Annotated in this window: 17 protein-coding genes; 4 read left to right on the forward strand and 13 right to left on the reverse strand. The window is 72.0% G+C overall.

Features of this window, described 5'->3' with window-relative positions:
* Window positions 1-144: 144 nt before the first annotated feature.
* The 4 genes from ABZV34_RS23440 to ABZV34_RS23455 form a co-directional block, all read right to left on the reverse strand.
* Window positions 145-621, reverse strand: a complete 477-nt coding sequence (locus tag ABZV34_RS23440; RefSeq protein WP_356279860.1) for a hypothetical protein — start codon at window positions 619-621, stop codon at window positions 145-147.
* A gap of 211 nt (window positions 622-832) precedes the next feature.
* Entirely contained in the window at window positions 833-1,312 is a 480-nt protein-coding gene (locus tag ABZV34_RS23445; protein ID WP_356279863.1) for a macro domain-containing protein, read from the reverse strand.
* 62 nt (window positions 1,313-1,374) lie between these two features.
* Window positions 1,375-2,844 carry an amino acid permease gene (locus tag ABZV34_RS23450; protein ID WP_356279865.1) on the reverse strand — a complete coding sequence of 490 codons (1,470 nt, stop codon included), beginning with the start codon at window positions 2,842-2,844 and terminating at the stop codon, window positions 1,375-1,377.
* 185 nt (window positions 2,845-3,029) lie between these two features.
* Window positions 3,030-4,880: an AMP-binding protein gene (locus tag ABZV34_RS23455; protein WP_356279868.1), complete on the reverse strand. Its 1,851-nt coding sequence runs from the start codon at window positions 4,878-4,880 to the stop codon at window positions 3,030-3,032.
* Window positions 4,881-5,077: 197 nt separating this feature from the next.
* On the opposite strand from ABZV34_RS23455, the gene ABZV34_RS23460 reads away from it, so the two are divergent.
* Complete coding sequence (locus ABZV34_RS23460) at window positions 5,078-5,779, forward strand: MerR family transcriptional regulator (RefSeq protein ID WP_356279871.1); 702 nt, start codon at window positions 5,078-5,080, stop codon at window positions 5,777-5,779.
* Between the two features lie 212 nt (window positions 5,780-5,991).
* Here ABZV34_RS23460 and ABZV34_RS23465 read toward each other — a convergent pair whose 3' ends face one another.
* From ABZV34_RS23465 to ABZV34_RS23485, 5 genes are read right to left on the reverse strand one after another with little or no spacing between them, the layout of a single operon-like run.
* Window positions 5,992-8,196, reverse strand: a complete 2,205-nt coding sequence (locus ABZV34_RS23465; RefSeq protein WP_356279874.1) for a 3-hydroxyacyl-CoA dehydrogenase NAD-binding domain-containing protein — start codon at window positions 8,194-8,196, stop codon at window positions 5,992-5,994.
* 47 nt (window positions 8,197-8,243) lie between these two features.
* Window positions 8,244-9,458 (reverse strand): acetyl-CoA C-acetyltransferase, encoded by a 1,215-nt coding sequence (locus tag ABZV34_RS23470; RefSeq protein WP_356279876.1) that lies wholly within the window; start codon window positions 9,456-9,458, stop codon window positions 8,244-8,246.
* 29 nt (window positions 9,459-9,487) lie between these two features.
* Entirely contained in the window at window positions 9,488-10,630 is a 1,143-nt protein-coding gene (locus ABZV34_RS23475) for an acyl-CoA dehydrogenase family protein (RefSeq protein WP_356279879.1), read from the reverse strand.
* Entirely contained in the window at window positions 10,627-10,896 is a 270-nt protein-coding gene (locus tag ABZV34_RS23480; RefSeq protein WP_356279882.1) for a hypothetical protein, read from the reverse strand. The genes ABZV34_RS23475 and ABZV34_RS23480 overlap by 4 nt, the downstream gene beginning before the upstream one ends.
* The gene (locus tag ABZV34_RS23485) at window positions 10,896-12,065 is read right to left on the reverse strand and encodes a CaiB/BaiF CoA-transferase family protein (RefSeq protein WP_356279885.1); all 1,170 of its coding nucleotides are present in this window, start codon (window positions 12,063-12,065) and stop codon (window positions 10,896-10,898) included. Before ABZV34_RS23485 ends, ABZV34_RS23480 begins: the two co-directional genes overlap by 1 nt.
* Window positions 12,066-12,564: 499 nt before the next feature.
* Between ABZV34_RS23485 and ABZV34_RS23490 the strand changes: the two genes are divergently transcribed.
* Window positions 12,565-13,737, forward strand: coding sequence for a saccharopine dehydrogenase NADP-binding domain-containing protein (locus ABZV34_RS23490; RefSeq protein WP_356279888.1), 1,173 nt, complete (start codon window positions 12,565-12,567; stop codon window positions 13,735-13,737).
* A 12-nt stretch (window positions 13,738-13,749) separates the two neighbouring features.
* Here ABZV34_RS23490 and ABZV34_RS23495 read toward each other — a convergent pair whose 3' ends face one another.
* The 3 genes from ABZV34_RS23495 to ABZV34_RS23505 form a co-directional block, all read right to left on the reverse strand.
* Complete coding sequence (locus tag ABZV34_RS23495) at window positions 13,750-13,914, reverse strand: hypothetical protein (RefSeq protein WP_356279891.1); 165 nt, start codon at window positions 13,912-13,914, stop codon at window positions 13,750-13,752.
* Between the two features lie 83 nt (window positions 13,915-13,997).
* On the reverse strand, window positions 13,998-14,687 hold the full coding sequence (locus ABZV34_RS23500; RefSeq protein WP_356279894.1) for an endonuclease V: 690 nt from the start codon (window positions 14,685-14,687) through the stop codon (window positions 13,998-14,000).
* 112 nt (window positions 14,688-14,799) lie between these two features.
* Entirely contained in the window at window positions 14,800-15,891 is a 1,092-nt protein-coding gene (locus tag ABZV34_RS23505) for an oxidoreductase (protein WP_356279897.1), read from the reverse strand.
* 268 nt (window positions 15,892-16,159) lie between these two features.
* On the opposite strand from ABZV34_RS23505, the gene ABZV34_RS23510 reads away from it, so the two are divergent.
* The gene (locus tag ABZV34_RS23510) at window positions 16,160-16,576 is read left to right on the forward strand and encodes an SsgA family sporulation/cell division regulator (protein ID WP_356280006.1); all 417 of its coding nucleotides are present in this window, start codon (window positions 16,160-16,162) and stop codon (window positions 16,574-16,576) included.
* Window positions 16,577-16,857: 281 nt separating this feature from the next.
* Here the strand turns inward: ABZV34_RS23510 and ABZV34_RS23515 are convergent, their stop codons facing one another.
* Window positions 16,858-17,538: a GPP34 family phosphoprotein gene (locus ABZV34_RS23515; protein WP_356279900.1), complete on the reverse strand. Its 681-nt coding sequence runs from the start codon at window positions 17,536-17,538 to the stop codon at window positions 16,858-16,860.
* A gap of 315 nt (window positions 17,539-17,853) precedes the next feature.
* On the opposite strand from ABZV34_RS23515, the gene ABZV34_RS23520 reads away from it, so the two are divergent.
* Window positions 17,854-19,479, forward strand: coding sequence for an ABC-F family ATP-binding cassette domain-containing protein (locus tag ABZV34_RS23520; protein WP_356279903.1), 1,626 nt, complete (start codon window positions 17,854-17,856; stop codon window positions 19,477-19,479).
* Window positions 19,480-19,613 lie beyond the last annotated feature (134 nt).

Here is a 19,613-nt window from a genome sequence, read left to right on the forward strand (position 1 = left end):
TCCTGGGTCTTGGGTCCTGGGTCTTGGGTCCGATGTTGCTGTCCGGCCGCCCGTTCCCTCCCGGAGCGGGCGGCGGGGCGGCCGTTCAGGGACGCATGACTTCACGGCCGTCCCGAGGGAAGGGCGACCGGCGGACGACGGGTTTCAGCCGCCCTGTTCCACGGGGGCGCCGAGCCCCTCCCCCACGATGCGGCTCACCAGGTTCGAGGCCAGCTCGGACACCGATATACGGAGTTCGACCTCGGCGGCCGCCCGGTCGGCCTCGATACGGGCGCGATCCCCGGCCTCCGCGTCGTCGTGAGCGCGCTGCCCGTCCTCCCGGGCCGGGACGATCACGACGGCAGCCGGCTCCTGGGCGGGCGGCCGGATCCGGTCGGCGTCGTGACGGGCCCCGGCGAGGAGTGCCTCGGTCTGGGCGCGTTCACGCTCGGCGCGAGCGCGTACGGCCTCCGACCGCTCCCCGGTGCCGTTGCTCGCGTCGTCCCGCGCTTCGAGCAGCCGGTTCACCCAGGGTAGGACGCGGGCGACGAGCAGACAGACGAGGGCGAACAGCGGCAGCGCGCGGAGCAGATCCCGAATCCTGGGGCGGAGCGGGCCGATCGGGTGCGGGACGCGATCCATGACCTTGATGTACCCGCTCGCGCGTACGAACCAAGCGCGTCCGCGCCACAGTTGGCCGAAACCGACGACTCGGCCGAGACCCACCACCTGCCCGGACGCCTGCTGTCCGAACGCCCGGACGGCCGGAGAGCGGCCCGTCCGGCAGTTCCGCAGCTCGACAGGCCGGCAACCTGGGCAGTCCGGCAGTCGATGGTCGCCCGGCTCGCGCCCGTCAGCCCTCGTGGTCGTACACCGTCACCGCGATATCCCGTGACACCAGCCGCCCGGTCACGAGGGGCTCCACACGCGACCAGGTTCCGCCCGCCAGGCCGCAGCCGATACGTGGCATGTGGACGGACGCGTCGAGTGCGACGGCTTGGTCCGCCAGCCGTCCGAGCGCCGCGTCGATCGCCTCGTACCGGACGGGGACCCCCTTACTGCCCGTCCGGATACCCCGCTGGCCTATCAGGTTCGCGACCCACACGTACCGCTCGACCTGGACGAACTGGGCGGCGCCCAGCCCGAAGTCGTTGTGTGCGCGGTCGCGGTGCCAGGCGCGGTAGGCCGTCTCCGGCTCCGGCCAGCGGCGGGAGAGCGCCAGCACGAAGCCCTTCCCCCAGCCCCCGATGTCGTTGCAGACATGGGCGATCAACGTGACGCCCTTCACCGACGGAACGGTGGCGTCACCCCGGACATACGTGATCCCCGACATGACGCCACCGTAGAGGCCGGCACTGACATCGCTCCTCGAGCCGCTGCCGACCGCGTTCGGCGCTACTTCGTGAGCCCGCTCAGTTCGTCGTCCGCGGCCTTCGAGACCCGGCGCCGGACGGCGAACCAGCCGCCGGCCAGCAGGACCGCGATCACCGGGATGAGCGCCAGGGTCTTGCGGCCGACCTCGGGGTCGTTCCACATCAGGCCGAGCACGGCCAGCAGGAAGAGGATCGTCACGGTCTCCGTGACGGGGCTGCCGAGGAGCCGGAAGGACGGGCGCGTGAGCAGGCCGTCCTTGGCGCGGCGGACGAACACCAGGTGACAGATCATGATGATCACCCAGGTGCTGATGATGCCCAGGGACGCCACGTTCAGGACGATCTCGAAGGCCTGGTCCGGCATGAGGTAGTTCAGGCCGACACCGAGCACGCACACCGCGCAGGTGAGCAGAATGCCGCCGTAGGGCACCTGACTGCGGTTCATCCGCGCGGTGAATTTGGGCGCGGAGCCCGCCGTCGCCATGGAGCGCAGGATGCGGCCGGTGGAGTACAGGCCGGAGTTCAGCGACGACATGGCCGCGGTGAGCACGACCAGGTTCATGACGTCACCGGCTCCCGAGACGCCGATCTTCGACAGGACCGTGACGAAGGGGCTCTCGTCGGCGGAGTAGACCGAGCCGGGGAGCAGCAGCGCGAGCAGAACGACCGAGCCGACGTAGAAGAGGCCGACGCGCCACATGATCGAGTTCACCGCGCGCGGGACGACCTTCTCGGGCTCCGCGGTCTCGCCCGCGGCGACACCCACCAGTTCCAGGGCCGCGTAGGCGAAGATCACGCCCTGCATCACGAGGACGACGGGCATCAGGCCGTGCGGCAGGAGACCGCCGTGGTCCGTGATGACGCTCAGGCCGGGCTTCTGGCCGTCCACGTCGTGGTGGGTGGCCAGCAGGAAGATGCCGACCAGCATGAAGGAGACCAGGGTGGCGACCTTGATGATCGCGAACCAGAACTCCATCTCGCCGAAGATCTTCACCGAGATCAGGTTGACGGCCAGGACCACCGCGAGGGCGATCAGGGCCAGCACCCACTGCGGGATGTCGGTGAAGAAGCTCCAGTAGTGCGTGTAGAGCGCGATCGCGGTGATGTCGGCGATGCCGGTCGTCGACCAGTTGAGGAAGTACATCCACCCGGCGACATAGGCGCCCTTCTCGCCGAGGAACTCGCGCGCGTACGACACGAAGGACCCGGAGGAGGGCCGGTAGAGGACCAGCTCACCGAGGGCGCGTACGACGAAGAAGGCGAACGTGCCGCAGACGAGATACGCGATCGCCAGCGCGGGGCCCGCGGTGTGGAGGCGTCCGCCGGCGCCGAGGAAGAGTCCGGTGCCGATCGCGCCGCCGATGGCGATCATGTTGACGTGACGCGGCTTGAGGTCCTTGCTGTATCCGGCGTCGCCCGCGTCCGCGGGCGTGCGGGCCGCATCGGTGCGGGCTGCGGCGGCCTTGGCCGTGTCTACGGCGTCCTTGCTCACGGGTGGATCCACTCTCTGGTGCGCCCGACGCACAGTGCACGCGGGTCCGGACATGTCCCGGCCCGTACCTCCCCTGTCGCGGCACGGACCAAGGAGCCACCTTCCCCACGAGACCACCTGTACGCGATGGCACACCTCACATCGGGGAACATCTCACATGATGATCAAATCGGTCCCGCCGCAGGTCAGAAGGTGTACAGCTGCTCGATCACGTCCCTGTAGCGCTCCTGTACCGCCGTGCGGCGCAGCTTCAGCGAGGGGGTGAGCTCACCCGTCGCGGGGCTCCATTCCGCGTCGAGGACGCGGTAGCGCCGTATCTGTTCGGTGCGGCTCAGACGGGTGTTCGCCTGCGCCACGGCGTGCGCGACCGCCTCCGCCAGGTCCGCCGGATCCCCCGCCGCGGCGGGGTCCGGGACGAGGAGGGCGACCAGGTACGGGCGGCCGTCGCCGTGGACGTAGGCCTGGTCGACGACCGGATGCTCCTTGAGCGTGTTCTCCACATGGGCAGGCGAGACGTTCTTGCCCGTCGAGGTCACGATCATCTCCTTCTTGCGGCCGGTCAGGCGGAGGAAGCCGTCCTCGCCGATCCGCCCGATGTCGCCGGTGGCGAACCAGCCCTCCGCGTCGCGGGCGTCCTCCACCGTGCCGTCGGCACGCAGGTAGCCGTCGAAGACGGTCGCGCCGCGCACCAGGATCTCGCCGTCCTCGGCGGTGCGCAGTTCCAGGCCGTCCAGAGGTCTGCCGACCGAGCCGCGGCGGAAGGCGGCGGGACCGTTGGCCGTGGCGACGCCTGTGGTCTCGGTCAGCCCCCAGGCATCCATGATCACCAGGCCGAAGCCCGCCCAGAAGTCCGCCACGTCCGGGGGCATCGGCGCCGAGGCGCTCGCCGTCCACACCAGGCGGTCGAATCCGGCGAGGGCGAGGATCGGGTCGAGCACCCGCTCCTTCGCCGTCCGGTACGCCTCCTCCAGTTCGGCGGGCGGCTCCTCGCCCCGTTCACGGCACGCCACGCGCGCGCGTGCCGTCTCCATGGCCGCGTCCACGTCCGCGCGGCGTCGCGCCGGGAGTCCCGCGAGCGCGGTCCGTACGGCCGCGGCGAGCTTCTCCCACACCCGCGGGACCCCGAAGAACTGGGCCGGACGCAGCTCCCGGGCGATCGCCCCGACCCGCGCCGGGTCGGGGCACAGGTACACGTGCGAGGCGCGGAACACCGGCAGGTAGATGCCGAGCATGCGCTCGGCCATGTGCGCGAGGGGGAGGTAGCAGAGGTGCTCGACGTGGTCGGGGAGGTCGACGAGCCGGCTCAGGGCGTGCGCGTTCAGGACGACGTTGCGGTGGGTGACGCGTACGCCTCTGGGCTCTCCGGTGGTGCCCGAGGTGTAGACGACGGTCAGGGGGTCCGTGGCACGGGTCTCGCGCCAGGCCTTCTCGAAGAGGTCCGTCCGTCCCTGGGTGCCCGCCCTCAGCAGGCCCCTCTGCTCCAGCACCCCGCCGTTCTTCTCCAGGACGCCCAGATTCCCCCACGGCCCGAGAATCTCGTGCCCTTTGAGCGATTCGTACGTCCGGTGCGGTCCCGCCTGTGCCGCCTCTGCCACCACGAGGCGCTCCAGTCGGGTGCCGGGGTCCGCCAGCAGCGGCTCCCAGCAGCCGAGTTCGCGAGCGCCCTCGACGATCGCGAAACGGGCTCGGCTGTGCCGCGCGATGTGGGCGACCTGTTCGGGTGCCGCGGTGCCGTAGACGGTGACCGGGACGGCGCCCAGGTGGGTCAGGGCCAGGTCGCTGAGCCAGTGCTCGGGGCGGTTGGTCATCATCATCAGGACGTGCTCGCCGCGCTCGACGCCCAGTGCCGCGTACCCGGCGGCCAGGACGGCCGCTTCTCGGCGCACCTCGCTCCAGGTGAGCGTGGTCCAGCCGGCACCGGCGTCGGTGCGCCAGGACAGGGCCGGGAGATCCCCGTGGTCCTCGGCGTTGCGCAACAGCAGGGCGGGGAGCGTGAGTTCGGCTGGTTCCCCGGGGAGTCGCGGGATCGTGGTCATGACCGCCTCCTGGCGCCATCGGCTCGGCATCGCGCGTCCCGGCCGTCCTGCCGGGCTGACGGATGAACGTACGGAGCGTGCCGGTGGTTCCACGGAGCGTGTCGGGCGGGAACCGCTCCGGACGCTTTCACAACACCGGTGGTACAGCAATACTGTTGCACCTGATCGCTGTACCACCGAAGAGGCGAGGACCTGCGATGACGACGGACACCGAGGGGCCGGCGCTCACGGTCGACGAGCTGGCCGCGCGCGCGGGCGTCACGGTCCGTACGGTCCGCTTCTACAGCACCAGGGGTCTGCTGCCGCCGCCCGTGATCGGCCCCCGCCGGGTGGGGCACTACAGCCAGGAGCACCTGGCCCGGCTCGCGCTCATCGAGGAGCTGCAGCGCCAGGGCATGACCCTGGCCGCGATCGAGCGTCATCTGCGGCAGCTGCCGTCCGACCTGAGCGCCCGCGATCTCGCTCTCCACCGTGCGGTGGTGGCCTCCTGGGCACCGGACGCGGCGGAGGACGTGACGCACGAGGAGCTGGAGCGGCGGGCGGGCCGGCCGCTGGAGGAGGAGCATCTGGAGCGGCTCGTGGCGATGAACGTCGTCGAGCGGGCCGGGGACTCCTTCCGGGTCGACCCCGGGCTTCTGGGGCTCGGCGTCCAGCTCCTCGACGTACCGCTGGCGCACGGGACGATTCTCGCGGCGCAGGGTGTCCTGCTGGAGCACTCGCGTGCCGTGGCGCACGAACTGTCCACGCTGCTGCGGGAGGCGGTGGGCCCGCACGAGTCCGCGGCGGCGGTGCGATCGCTGTCGGCGCACATGCAGCCGCTGGTGGTGCAGGCGCTGCTGACCACGTTCCAGCGCTCCCTCAAGCGGGAGCTGCGGGAGTGGCTGGAGGAGGAGTCCTGAGCCGGTCGGGACGACAGGCCGGTCGGGACGAGCGGGTAGGCCGGGACGACAGGCCTGCCGGGATGAGCGGGTAGGCCGGAACGACAGCACGGTTCACGCGTGTGCCGGACCGCGACACCACGTGAGCACTCCCGGAGGAGGGAGCCGGCCCGCCGGTCGGCGTCCGGTCCCCGCCCCCGGGGAGCGGGAGTGGCGTACCGCTCAGTGGCGGATCACTTTCCGGCGGGTGACGCCGCGCTCTTCCCGTCGCTGAACCGCTCGCCCTTCGCCGCCTTGTCGACGAGCAGCGCGGGCGGGGTGAACCGCTCCCCGTAGCGGTCGGCCAGTTCCCGCGCGCGGGCCACGAATCCGGGCAGTCCTCCCTCGTAGCCGTTGATGTACTGCAGGACACCGCCCGTCCAGCCCGGGAAGCCGATGCCGAAGATGGACCCGATGTTGGCGTCCGCGACGGAGGTCAGCACGCCCTCCTCCACGAGCCGGACGGTGTCCAGCGCCTCGGAGAAGAGCATGCGCTCCTGCATGTCCCGGAACGGGATCTCGTACCCGGGCTTGGTGTAGTGCTCGCGCAGTCCCGGCCACAGCCCACCGCGCCCGCCGTCCTCGCCGTACTCGTAGAAGCCGGCGCCGCCGCTGCGGCCGGGGCGGCCGAACTCGTCGACCATGCGGTCGATGACCGCCTCCGCCGGGTGCGTCGTCCAGGTGCCGCCCGCCTCCTCGACGGCCTGCTTCGACTCCTTGCGGATCTTGCGCGGCAGGGTGAGCGTCAGCTCGTCCATCAGGGACAGGACCTTCGCGGGGTAGCCCGCCTGCGCGGCGGCCTGCTCGACGGAGGCGGGCTCGATGCCCTCGCCGACCATCGCGACGCCCTCGTTGATGAAGTGCCCGATGACACGGGAGGTGAAGAAGCCGCGCGAGTCGTTGACGACGATCGGCGTCTTCTTGATCTGGCGTACCAGGTCGAAGGCGCGCGCCAGTGCCTCGTCCCCGGTCCGCTCGCCCCTGATGATCTCGACCAGCGGCATCTTGTCGACGGGCGAGAAGAAGTGCAGTCCGATGAAGTCGTCCTGCCGCTCCACGCCCTCGGCGAGCGCGGTGATCGGCAGGGTCGAGGTGTTGGAGCAGAGCAGCGCGTCGGGCTCGACGACGTTCTGGATCTCCTGGAACACCTTGTGCTTGAGCGCGGTGTCCTCGAAGACGGCCTCGATCACGGCGTCGCAGCCGGCCAGGTCGTTCGGGTCGGCGGTGGCGGTGATGCGGGCGAGGAGCTCGTCGGCCTGCTCCTGGGTCGTACGGCCCCGGGACACGGCCTTGGCGCAGAGCTTCTCGGAGTAGGCCCGGCCCTTGGCCGCCGCCTCCGCGGAGACGTCCTTGAGGACGACGTCGATGCCCGCGCGGGCGCACGAGTAGGCGATGCCCGCGCCCATCATCCCGGCGCCCAGGACGGCGACCCTGCGGACCGGGCGCGGTGCGATGCCCTGGGGCCGGTTGGCGCCGGAGTTGACGGCCTGGAGGTCGAAGAAGAACGCCTGGATCATGTTCTTCGAGGTCTGGCCCGCGGCCAGCTCGACGAAGTAGCGGGCCTCGATGGCCTGAGCCGTCTCGAAGTCCACCTGGGAGCCCTCGACGGCGGCCGCGAGAATGTTGCGCGGGGCCGGGTAGGGCGCGCCGTTGGTCTGCTTGCGCAGGTTGGCCGGGAACGCGGGCAGGTTGGCCGCGAACTTCGGGTTCGACGGGGTGCCGCCGGGGATGCGGTAGCCGGGCTTGTCCCAGGGCTGCTGGGACTCGGGGTTGGCGTCGATGAACGCGCGGGCCTTGGCGAGCAGTTCATCGGGGGTGGCGGCCACCTCGTGGACGAGGCCGTTGTCCCGGGCGCGGGTCGCGTTGTACTGCGTGCCCTGGAGGAGGACCTTCAGCAGGGCGTCGGCGATGCCCAGCAGGCGCACGGTGCGGACGATTCCGCCGCCTCCGGGGAGCAGGCCGAGTGTGACCTCGGGGCAGCCGATCTTGGTGCCGGAGGTGTCGAGGGCGACCCGGTGGTGGCAGGCGAGGGCGAGCTCGAACCCGCCGCCCAGGGCCGCGCCGTTGATGGCGGCGACGACCGGCTTGCCGAGGGTCTCGATGCGGCGCAGGTCGCGCTTGATGGCGAGGCCGCCGTCGAAGAGGTCCTGGGCCGTCTCGGGCGTGACCCGGACGAGGTCGCGCAGGTCGCCGCCCGCGAAGAAGGTCTTCTTGGCGGAGGTGAGGATGACGCCCCGGATCGAGTCCTTCTCGGCTTCCAGCCGGTCGGTGATCGCGGCGAGGGAGGCGCGGAACGCCTCGTTCATCGTGTTGGCGGACTGGTTGGGGTCGTCGAGGACGAGGGTGACGACGCCGGTCTCGTCCTGTTCCCAGCGGATGGTGGTGGGCTCAGTGCTCATCAGGGGTGCTCCGTTAGATGCGTGGGTCCGTTGATCCGTGGGAAAGGTCAGACGCGCTCGACGATGGTGGCGATGCCCATGCCGCCGCCCACGCACAGGGTGGCGAGGCCGTAGCGCTTGTCCTGGCGCTCCAGTTCGTCGACGAGGCTGCCGAGGATCATCGCGCCGGTGGCGCCGAGCGGGTGGCCGAGCGCGATCGCTCCGCCGTTGACGTTCACCTTGTCCAGGGAGAGGCCCATGTCCTTCACGAAGCGCAGGACGACCGCGGCGAAGGCCTCGTTGATCTCGACGAGGTCGATGTCGTCGATGGTCAGTCCGGCCTTGGCGAGCGCCTTGCGGGTGGCGGGCGCGGGGCCGGTGAGCATGATGGTGGGCTCGGAGCCGGAGACGGCCGCGGCGACGATCCGGGCGCGCGGGGTGAGGCCGTGACGCTCGCCGACCTCCTTCGAGCCGATGGCGACCAGCGAGGCGCCGTCGACGATGCCGGAGGAGTTGCCCGCGTGGTGCACGTGCTCGATCCGCTCGACCCAGTGGTACTTCTGCAGGGCCACGGCGTCGAAGCCGCCGAGCTCGCCGATGTCCGCGAACGACGCCTTCAGCTTGCCGAGCGAGTCGGCGGTGGTGCCGGGGCGCAGGTGCTCGTCGTGGTCGAGGACGACGAGCCCGCTGCGGTCCTTGACGGGGACGACGGACTTCTCGAACCGGCCGTCCTTCCAGGCGGCGGCGGCACGCTCCTGGGACAGGGCCGCGTACTCGTCGACGTCCCGCCGCGAGAAGCCCTCGATGGTGGCGATGAGGTCGGCGCCGATGCCCTGGGGCACGAAGTTGGTGGCCATGTTGGTCATCGGGTCGGCGAACCAGGCGCCGCCGTCCGAGGCCATCGGCACCCGCGACATCGACTCGACGCCGCCCGCCAGCACCAGGTCCTCCCAGCCGGAGCGGACCTTCATCGCGGCCAGGTTGACGGCTTCCAGGCCCGAGGCGCAGAAGCGGTTCTCCTGGACGCCCGCGACCGTGTCGGGCAGTCCGGCGGCGATCGCGGAGATACGGGCGATGTCGGAGCCCTGGTCGCCGACGGGGCCCACGACGCCGAGCACGATGTCGTCGATCGCGGCCGGGTCGAGGCCCGGGAGGCGTCGCTGGATCTCGTGGATGAGCCCGACGACCAGGTCGATGGGCTTGGTGCCGTGCAGGGCGCCGTTCGCCTTGCCGCGGCCGCGCGGGGTGCGGATCGCGTCGTACACGTACGCTTCGGTGGTCACGGTGAGCCTTTCAGGGAGGGTGCGGAGGGTCAGCCGAGCAGGGAGCGTCCGATGATCTCCTTCATGATCTCGGTGGTCCCGCCGTAGATGGTCTGGATGCGGCCGTCGGTGAAGGCCCGCGCGACGCGGTACTCCGTCATGTAGCCGTAGCCGCCGTGCAGTTGCAGGCAGCGGTCGGCGACCCGCTTCTGCAGTTCGGTGGCCCACCACTTGGCCATCGAGGCGTGCACGGCGTCGAGTTCCCCGTTCGAGTGGTCGACGATGCAGCGGTCGAGGAACGTCCGGGTGACGGCGCACTCGGTCGCCATCTCGGCTATCTCGAAGCGGACGTGCTGAAGCTTGGACAGCGGCCGCCCGAAGGCCTCGCGCTCCTTGACGTACCGCGTGGTGATGTCCAGCAGGTGTTCGGCGGCGGCGATCCCGGCGACGGCGATGCCCATGCGCTCCTGGGCGAGGTTCGTCATGAGGTGCACGAAGGCTCCGTTGAGCTCGCCGAGCAGGTTCTCCTTGGGGACGCGGACGTCGTGGAAGAACAGCTCGGCCGTGTCCTGGGCCTTCTGTCCGATCTTGTCGAGGTTGCGGCCACGCTCGAAGCCTTCCATGCCGCGCTCGACGACCAGCAGGGACAGGCCGTGGGCACCGCCTTCGGGGGTCGTACGGGCGACGACGATCACGAGGTCGGCCAGGATCCCGTTGGAGATGAAGGTCTTGGAGCCGTTGAGCAGCCAGTGGTCGCCCCGGTCCTCGGCGTGGGTCCTGATGCCCTGGAGGTCGGATCCGGCGCCCGGCTCGGTCATCGCGATCGCGGTGATCAGCGAGCCGTCGCAGAAGCCGGGCAGCCAGCGCCGCCGCTGCTCCTCGGTGCCCAGACCGGTCAGATACGGCCCGATGATGTCGTTGTGCAGGCCGAGGGCGAGACCCGCGGCTCCCGCGTGCGTGAACTCCTCGGCGAGTACGGCGCTGTAGCGGAAGTCGGCGTTGCCGCCGCCTCCGTACTCCTGCGGTACGGCGAGTCCGAGCAGTCCCTGTTTTCCGGCCGCCCGCCAGGCCTCGCGCGAGACGATGCCGTCCTTCTCCCACTGCTCGTAGTAAGGCGTCACCTCCTTGGCGAGGAAGGTGCGCACGGTCGCGCGGAACGCGTCGTGCTCGGTACCGAAGATCTGCCGCTTCATGCGTGTCCCCTCCTGGAGCCGGCTCTTGACGGTCTCGGCCGGCCGGCCCGGTACCGGACCCCGACCGGGATGACGTCGAGCATGTCGGCCCCGGCCCCCCGGAAGGCCTCGACACGCTCGCGTACGTGGCCTTCGGGCCCGTGCGGTGAGATCGGCTCGCGGCAGGCGTCCGGGACGGCCGCGCCGGCCTCCTTCCTCGGGACGGCGGCCGCGGCGGGGGCCTGCCGGGCCTCGCCCGCGGGGCCGGCCGGGAGGGCGAGCCGCATCAGTCGCCGTCCTTCGTCCGGTCGGCCTCGGCCTCGGCCTCGGCCTCGGCCAGGCGGGGTACGCCCCAGTCGCGGGCCACGTCGGCCGCGCCCGTACCGGGCAGGGCGGGGCCGGAGCGGACGGACGTGCGGGTCACGGAGAAGCGGGGCGCGGGCGCGGGCTGGGTGATACCGCCGTGGTCGGTGAAGGTGCCGCGGGCTGCGAGGTGGGGGTGCGCGGGAGCTTCGCCCAGCGACAGGACGGGGGCCACGCACGCGTCGGAGCCGTCGAAGACAGCGGTCCACTCCTCCCTGGTACGGGTCCTGAATCGCGAGGCGGCCGTCGCGCGCAGCGCGCCCCAGCGGGCCACGTCCGTGCGGGCGCCCGCGTGCTCCTCGATGCCGAGCAGCCGCACGAACTCGTCGTAGAACCGGGCTTCGAGGGCGCCCACCGCCATGTACTTCCCGTCGGACGTCTCGTACGTCCCGTAGTACGGGCAGCCGCCGTCCAGGAGGTTGGCGCCGCGCCGGTCCTGCCAGCCGCCGGCGGCGACCATGCCGTGGATCATCGAGGAGAGGTGTGCGGTGCCGTCCACGATCGCGGCGTCCACGACCTGTCCGGCGCCGGTCGCGCGGGCGTGGTGGAGCGCGGCGAGGACACCGACGACGAGGTAGAGCGAGCCGCCCGCGTAGTCCCCGACGAGGTTCGCCGGGACCGCGGGGGGCTCGTCCGGCCCGCCGATCATGCCGAGGACGCCGGTCGGGGCGATGTACGCGATGTCGTGCCCGGCGCGCTGGGCGAGCGGGCCCTGCTGGCCCCAGCCGGTCATGCGTCCATAGACGAGCCGGGGGTTGCGCGCGTGACAGTCCCCGGGGCCGACACCGAGGCGCTCGGCCACACCGGGGCGGAAGCCCTCGACGAGGATGTCCGCGCGTTCGACCAGGTCGAGGACGCGGGCCGGACCGTCGTCGGACTTCAGGTCGATCACGACCGACCGCTTGTTGCGGTTGGTGACGTCGTACTCCGGATCGATCCCGAGCCCCGGACCGCCGGGCCGGTCCACGCGGACGACGTCCGCGCCGAGGTCGGCGAGGAGCATGGCGGCGAACGGGCCGGGACCGATGCCGGCCAGCTCGACCACGCGCACCCCGTCCAGCGGGCCGTGCGCCGTCGTCCCTGCCACTGCCATCAAGCCCCCAGCACTGTGACACCACTGATGTGACATCAGAGATGTTAAGAACGTGTTCCACGCCGGGCAAGCCCTGGCGAGCAAGCGCTTAGTTAAATCCCTGGGAGGAAACCACGGAGAGGCCGTCCGTACCCTGCCGAAACACGCCGGACACGGGCGTATCAGCGGGTTCCGTACTCCACGGCCCCGGCACCGGCCCCTGGCGGAGATATCCGGGTCCGACCGGATCCGAGACGGCCGGGGGCGGCCGGAGCGGCCGGCACGGCGCGGACGGAGCCGGCGGACCGGCCGGCTCTCGTCAGCGGGCGGCCGGACTCACGCACACGCGCGCACCGTCTCACGGTGCTCCCCGGCACGGCCACGGTCACCTCCGGCCTCTTCGCCCGACCTCGTCGTCCGGCTGTTCGCACCTCACGCTAGCCTCAGCCACCGACAACGGCGCTTCGCGCACGGCAGCGGGGGCACCGCCCGCTCGCGCGCGGTCGAGAGTGGGAGTGTCATGACCAGGGCGAAAGAGACGGATCGCGCGTACGACATCGTGCTCTTCGGAGCCACGGGCTTCGTCGGGGCACTCACCGCGGAGTACCTCGCCGCGCACGCGCCGGAGGGGCTGCGCTGGGCGATCGCGGGGCGCGACCCGAAGAAACTGGAGCGGCTGCGCGAACGGCTGGCCGGTACCCCCGACGTCATCCGGGCGGACGTCTCCGATCCGGCGTCGCTGCGTGAACTGGCCCGGGGCGCGCGCGTGGTGGCCACGACGGTCGGGCCGTACATCGTGCACGGCGAGGAACTCGTCGCCGCCTGCGCCGACGCGGGCACCGACTATCTGGACCTCACGGGTGAACCCGAGTTCGTGGACCTGATGTACGTCCGGCACGACGCGCGCGCCCGGGAGACCGGGGCCCGGCTCGTGCACGCCTGCGGCTTCGACTCGGTCCCGCACGACCTGGGCGCGTACTTCACGGTGCGGCAGCTGCCCGAGGGCGTACCGCTGAGGGTCGACGGATTCGTGCGCGCCCAGGCGATGTTCTCGGGCGGCACGTTCGCCTCGGCGCTCACCCAGTTCGCGCGCGGCCGGCAGATCCTGACCGCGGCACGGGACCGCGGGCGGCACGAGCCGCGGCTGATGGAACGGCGTGCGTCCGCGCCGGTGAGCGCGCCCCGGTACGCCAAGGAGGTCGGCGCCTGGGCCCTTCCGCTGCCCACGATCGACCCGCAGATCGTGCGGCGTTCGGCGCGGGCACTACCGCGGTACGGGCCCGACTTCCGCTACCGCCACTACGCGGCCGTCCAGCGGCTGCCGATCGCGGTGGGCGGGGTCGCGGCCGTCGGCGCGGTGTTCGCGGCCGCCCAACTGCCGCCCGCGCGGCGGTGGCTGTCCGGCCGGATCAAGCCGGGCGAGGGGCCGAGCGCCGCACTTCGGGCCAAAAGCTGGTTCTCCGTGCGGTTCGTGGGCGAGGGCGGCGGGAAGCGGGTGTTCACCGAGGTGGCGGGCGGTGACCCCGGCTACGACGAGACCGCCAAGATGTTCGCCGAGTCCGCGCTGTCGCTCGCCTTCGACGACCTGCCGCGGACGGCCGGTCAGGTCACGACGGCGGTGGCGATGGGCGACGCGCTCCTCGCACGGCTCCGCGCGGCGGGGATCACCTTCCGGGTCGCGGCCTCCCGGTAGCGGCCCCCGGGGTCACAACGGCCACTCCAGCACCGTGTAGATCATTCCGCCCACCCAGCCGACCCCGGCGACGACGGAGAGGACCAGCGCGGCCGTCACGGCACGCTCGACGGGCTGTGCGGGGCGGCCGGGTCCGTCCGGGCGGGCGGCGGGCTTCGGGGATCGGTGCGTCGTCATACGGCACAGCCTGCCGGTCACCCGGGTGCCGGCACATCCGTACAGGTACTCAGAACGCGTACGCGGTCAACGGGTCGAACCGGTCAAGGCGTTGCCTCCTGGAGGGCCCGCCTGCACAGGGAGTCCGCCCGCCGGGTGGTCTCCGGGAGGCGGTACCTCGGGGTGAGCGCCAGCGTGTGCGCGCATGCGTGGTCCAGGCTCACCCGGTGGCCGACGGACACGAACACCGGTTTGACGCCGTCCCGGGTGCGCAGCGCCCGTCCCACCTCGTCCGCGCCGGCGAGCAGGGGTGACGCGCTGCCGCGCGGGGCACCGGGCTCCTGGTACGCGAAGGCGAACGGGTTCTTGGCGACCCCGATCGTGGGAAGCCCGGTGAGTACGCCGAGGTGGCTGGCGAGGCCGAACCGGCGCGGGTGGGCGAGACCGTATCCGTCGCAGACGACCAGGCCCGGCGGGCACGGCAGGGTGTCGAGCGCGGCCAGCACCGTCGGGATCTCACGGAAGGCGAGCAGCCCGGGGACGTACGGGAAGGAGACCTGTCCGACGGCGGTGGCCTCGGCGACGACTCGCAGGGACGCGGCGTCGAGCACGACGGCGGCGGCCACGACGAGGTCCCGCTCGTCGTCGTAGGCCACGTCGACCCCCGTCACCGTGCCGGTGCCGGGCGGCGGTCCCGGCTCGTCGAGCACCACCCGCCCGCGCAACTCGTCCTGGGCGGCGCGGGCCTGCTCCTCCGTCGCGGGCCAACCCGCGGGAACGCGTACGGTCTTCATGGTGCCGACGAGCCTACGGGGCCGTCCGGCGGGCGGAGGGGCCGGGCCGCGCTCGCCTCCGGCCCGGTGCCGCCGCTCCTCGCACGGCCCCGGCTCCGGCTCCGGCTCCGGGTCAGCGCTCCAGACGTGCGACCCGGCCCTTCTCACCGGCGGCCCAGCAGCCCAGGTCGGGAGTGCAGTCCACGGTGTCGTAGGAGCCGGTGTCCAGGGTCCGCCAGGTGCGCCCGCCGTCGGTCGTGAGGTCGGTGCCGGTCGGGCCGACCGCGAGGGCGGAGGTACGGCTGTGCGGGAGCCAGGCGACGCCGGAGCGGTAGGCGGGCGGCGGCCGGCCGGCCGGGGTCCAGGCGCGGCCGCCGTCGCCGCTGACGGCCGCCGCCCGTGGGGACGTCTGGTCGGCCCGGTAGTCGCCGCCGACCGCGAGGCCGTGGGCGCGGTCGCGGAAGGCGAGGGCGAAGACTCCGCGTGCCGGGTCGCCGGCCGGGATCGGTGTGTCGGAGGCCTTCCAGGTCAGTCCCCGGTCGGCGGAGTGCAGCACGCGCGCGCGTGCGCCTCCGCCGGTGGCCAGCCACACGTCTCGCGGTCCCGCGCTCACGAGGCACTGCCCGCTCGCCGCGAAACCCGCCTCGCCCTCCTGCGCGGCGGGCATGCCGTCACCGGGCAGCACCTTCCAGGAGCGCCCGCCGTCACTCGTCGACAGGATGCGGAACCTGCCGTCCACGGGGTCGCTCATCGCCAGGCCGTGGCGCCCGTCGAAAAAGGTGAGGCAGTCGTAGAAGGCCTTCGGATCGGTGTTGCGGAAGGACTCGGCCCAGGTGACGCCGCCGTCGTCGGTGCGGAAGACCCGGGACGCCTCTCCCTCTCCGATGGTCAGGGCCACGGCGCGCCGTGCGTCGAACGCCTCGATGTCACGGAACTCGAGTTCGGTGGCGCCGGGCGGCGAGACGTCGCGCCAGCTCGCGCCGCCGTCCGTGGTGCGCAGCACGGTGCCCTTCGATCCGGCCGCCCAGGCGGTGTTCCGGCTGACGGCGGACAGTCCGCGGAACCGTGCGTCCGTACCGCTGTCCTTGAGTTCCCAGTGGGCGGCCTTCCCGGTTTCGCGCGCCTGCGCGGGTGCCGCCGCCGTCAGCGCGGCGGCGAACGCGGCCGCGCACAGTCCCACGGTGACCGCCCGACTCGTACGTCTCGACTTCCCCAAGCCCCTCATGGCGGGCGAAGCTAGCCCACTCGCCCGGCTCCGTCCAGATGTCCTCGGCGGGAACCCCGGGGCGCCGGTTGGTGTCCTCTCCGGTATCGCGGGCACGCGGGGGACTGGAAATGGATCATCACGGTCTGCCGCGGGCGACCGCGTGGGAGGGCTCGGTGACAGAGGTCACTCGGGTCCCAGGTGCACTGAACGGCTCGTTCTTTCGTCTCTTCAGATGCGTGGCATCATCCGCCCGAAGTTCGTCCAGCCGTCACAAGGGAGCAAGGCGTTGTCCACCGTCATCGAGCAGCCCGTAGAGGCCCGTCTCGTCGCCGCCGTGCCGCGGATGCCGAGCATTCCCGCAACGCTTCACTACGACCGGAGCGACCCCTTCGCCGTCCGTATGACCTTCCCGGCCCCGGCCACGCTGGAGGGCGTCGAGGTGTGCTGGACGTTCGCCCGCGAACTGCTCGCCTCCGGCATGGAGGACTCCGTGGGGTACGGCGACGTCCGGGTGCGGCCGTACGGCTACGACCGCACCGTTCTGGAGTTCCACGCCCCCGAGGGCACCGCAGTGGTGCATGTGCGCTCGGGCGAGATGCGGCACTTCCTGCGGCGCACGACCGAGCTGGTGCCCGTCGGGCACGAACACCTCCAGGTCGACCTGGACCACGACCTGGCGGAACTCATGCGGGGCACCTGCTGACCCGGTCCGCCGCCACGCACGCGCGTTTCCGGAGCCGGGCACGGCCCGGCCCTCCGGCGGACGGTGCTCCGAGCCGGTGAGCACGGGACGGAGCGGACCCGGGCGCACACCATGGGCGAGGTGAGCGTCCGCGGGTCGACGGCCCCGACGACGCGAGGCCCACGCGGCCCGCGAGCCCCGCAAGTCCGACGAGCCCGGGCGACGCGAACCCCGCGAGCCCCGGCGGCACGGCACGCCGCATGTGCGTTCCGCGGCACCAGAGGCCGGCACCACCGCCCCGGTCAGCCGCCCGACGCCGCTCCCGCGGTCGAGGCCGCGGTGGCCGCCACGATCATCGCCGTACGCACTTCCTGGATGACCTTCTTCAGCGCCGGGGCCGCCGCTCCGCTGCGCTCGGTGAGCTCCTCGATGCGCTCCTTGTAGAGCTTGCGGTCCTTGCCCGGTGCGAGGGTGCGCAGCTCGGCCGCGGCGGCCAGGGCGACGAGGGCCGCGTCCCGGTCGCAGACCTCCGTCACGGGCAGGGGCCCCCGCAGGACCGCCCGTGCCTCCTCCCGCAGCGCGTCCACCGCCTCCACCCGTGCCAGCCGGTAGTCCACGGACGGGAAGAGCCCCAGCACCCGCTTCTTCCCGGCCGTCAGATATCCCTCGGCGGCGAGCTGCGCGCGGACCGCGTCGAGGGTGACGCGCGCCCGGAGTGTCACCCAGGTCTTCCACTTGCGCGGCCGGGACTCCTCGACGAGTTCCAGCAGTCCGTCGAGGGCGAGGTCACCCGTGTGGGCGTCGATGTCCACCGGCGTGGCGATGCCGTCCACATCGGCGAGCAGCCCGCGCTGGGCCAGCTCCGTGAGCGCGCCGGCGCGGACCAGATGGTGGAGGTGGGTCTCGCCGGTGACCTTGAGCCGCGTGGTGTCCCAGGACAGCAGGTAGAGCCGGGCGGGCAGCGACAGCGGGCCGTTGGGCACGGGGGCTCCTTCGGGGGACGGACGGGGACGGACGGGGACGGGGGCCGGTCACGTTAATGCGTTGACAGCCCTTGTACCCGTTCCTACGGTGTACAGCGGTTCTGTTGCCGTCGAACGGAGAAGGACGTTGCTCTACTGAGGTCGGAAGACACCGCTCCCCCGGACCCGCCGTTTCCGGCCGGTCCGTGCGTGGCGTGCGACCTCGGTGCATGAGCCGCCTTTCTGACACGGGACTCTCACCTCTCTCTGCGGTCCGCCGCCCCGCGGTGTCTCACACGCGTTGCCCTTGAACCCCTCAAGCGACCGCGAGGCCCCATGTCTGCATCCATCACCTGTACCTCACTCTCCTTCTCCTGGCCCGACGGCTCCACCGTCTTCGACGACCTGCGGATCGCCTTCGGCCCCGGCAGGACCGGACTCGTCGGCGTCAACGGATCGGGGAAGACGACCCTGTTGAAGCTGATCGCGGGAGAACTCGCCCCGGCCGACGGCACGGTCCGTGTCGCGGGCGAGATCGGGTACCTCCCGCAGAACGTCACGCTCGACACCGGCCTCAGGGTCGACGAGGTGCTCGGTATCGCCGCCACCCGCGCCGCGCTGCACGCCATCGAGGCGGGCGACGCTGCCGCGGAACACTTCGAGACCGTCGGCGACGACTGGGACGTCGAGGAGCGCGCGCTCGCGACGCTCGGCGAACTCGGTCTCGGCCACGTCGGGCTGGACCGCACCATCGGCGAGGTGTCGGGCGGCGAGTCGGTGCTGCTCCGGCTGGCCGCGCTCCTGCTCCGCCGGCCCGGCGTACTGCTGCTGGACGAACCCACCAACAACCTCGACCTGTACGCGCGGCGCCGGCTGTACGCGGCCGTCGAGGCCTGGTCCGGGGTCATGGTCGTGGTCAGCCACGACCGTGAGCTGCTGGACCTGGTCGACCAGATCGCCGATCTGCGCTCCGGCGAGGTCACCTGGTTCGGGGGCAACTTCTCCGCGTACGAGGAGGCGCTCGCCGACGAACAGGAGGCCGCGGAGCGCATGGTGCGCGTCGCCGAGGCCGATCTGCGCAAGCAGAAGCGCGAGCTGGTCGACGCACAGGTCAAACTGGCCCGCCGCAAGCGGTACGGCCAGAAGATGAACGACCAGAAGCGCGAGCCGAAGATCGTCATGGGGGCGCGCAGACGGTCCGCCCAGGAATCCGCGGGCAAGCACCGCATCATGCACCAGGAGCGGCTCGCCGAGGCGAAGGAACGGCTCGACGACGCGGTGGAGGCGGTCCGGGACGACGACGAGATCCGCGTCGACCTGCCGTACACGGCGGTGCCGCCCGGCCGTGCCGTCCTCACGCTGGAGAAGCTGGAGCTGAGGTACGGCGCGCGGGTAGAAGGCCTGTTCGATCTGCGCGGACCCGAGCGGATCGCGCTGATCGGGCGCAACGGCGCGGGCAAGACCACGCTGCTGCGGACGATCGCCGGGGAACTGGCCCCGGTGTCCGGCGAGGCCCGGACCCATGTGCCGACCCGATTCCTGCCCCAGCGGCTCGATGTCCTCGACGACGAGCTGACGGTCGCCGAGAACGTGGCCCGTTTCGCGCCGGACGCCACCAACAACCGGATCCGGGCGCGGCTCGCCCGCTTCCTCTTCAAGGGGGCGCGGGCCGATCAGCGGGCGGCGACCCTCTCCGGCGGCGAACGCTTCCGGGCGGCGCTGGCGGCGCTGATGCTGGCCGATCCCGCGCCGCAGCTCCTGATGCTCGACGAGCCGACGAACAACCTCGACATGGCGAGCGTCCGCCAGCTCACCACCGCCCTGGACTCGTACGAGGGCGCGCTGATGGTCGCCGGCCACGACGTGCCGTTCCTGGAGTCGATCGGAATCACACGCTGGCTGGTGCTGGAAGGAGGAGAACTGAAAGAAACGACGCCGGAAGCTGTCGGGTATCCCGCCTAGCGGGGACCCGCGGGGCTGGCTAACGTCGGTCGGGACGCGGGGCCGTCCGGCGTCGGTCCCGAAGTTCCCGGGGCCGGCCGGCGGCCTCCTGCCGTCGGGCCGGACCGCGTCGCGTCCGGCGGGGGGTGTTGCGC

The organism is Streptomyces sp. NPDC005195 (assembly GCF_040608315.1).
Lineage (GTDB): Bacteria > Actinomycetota > Actinomycetes > Streptomycetales > Streptomycetaceae > Streptomyces > Streptomyces kaempferi.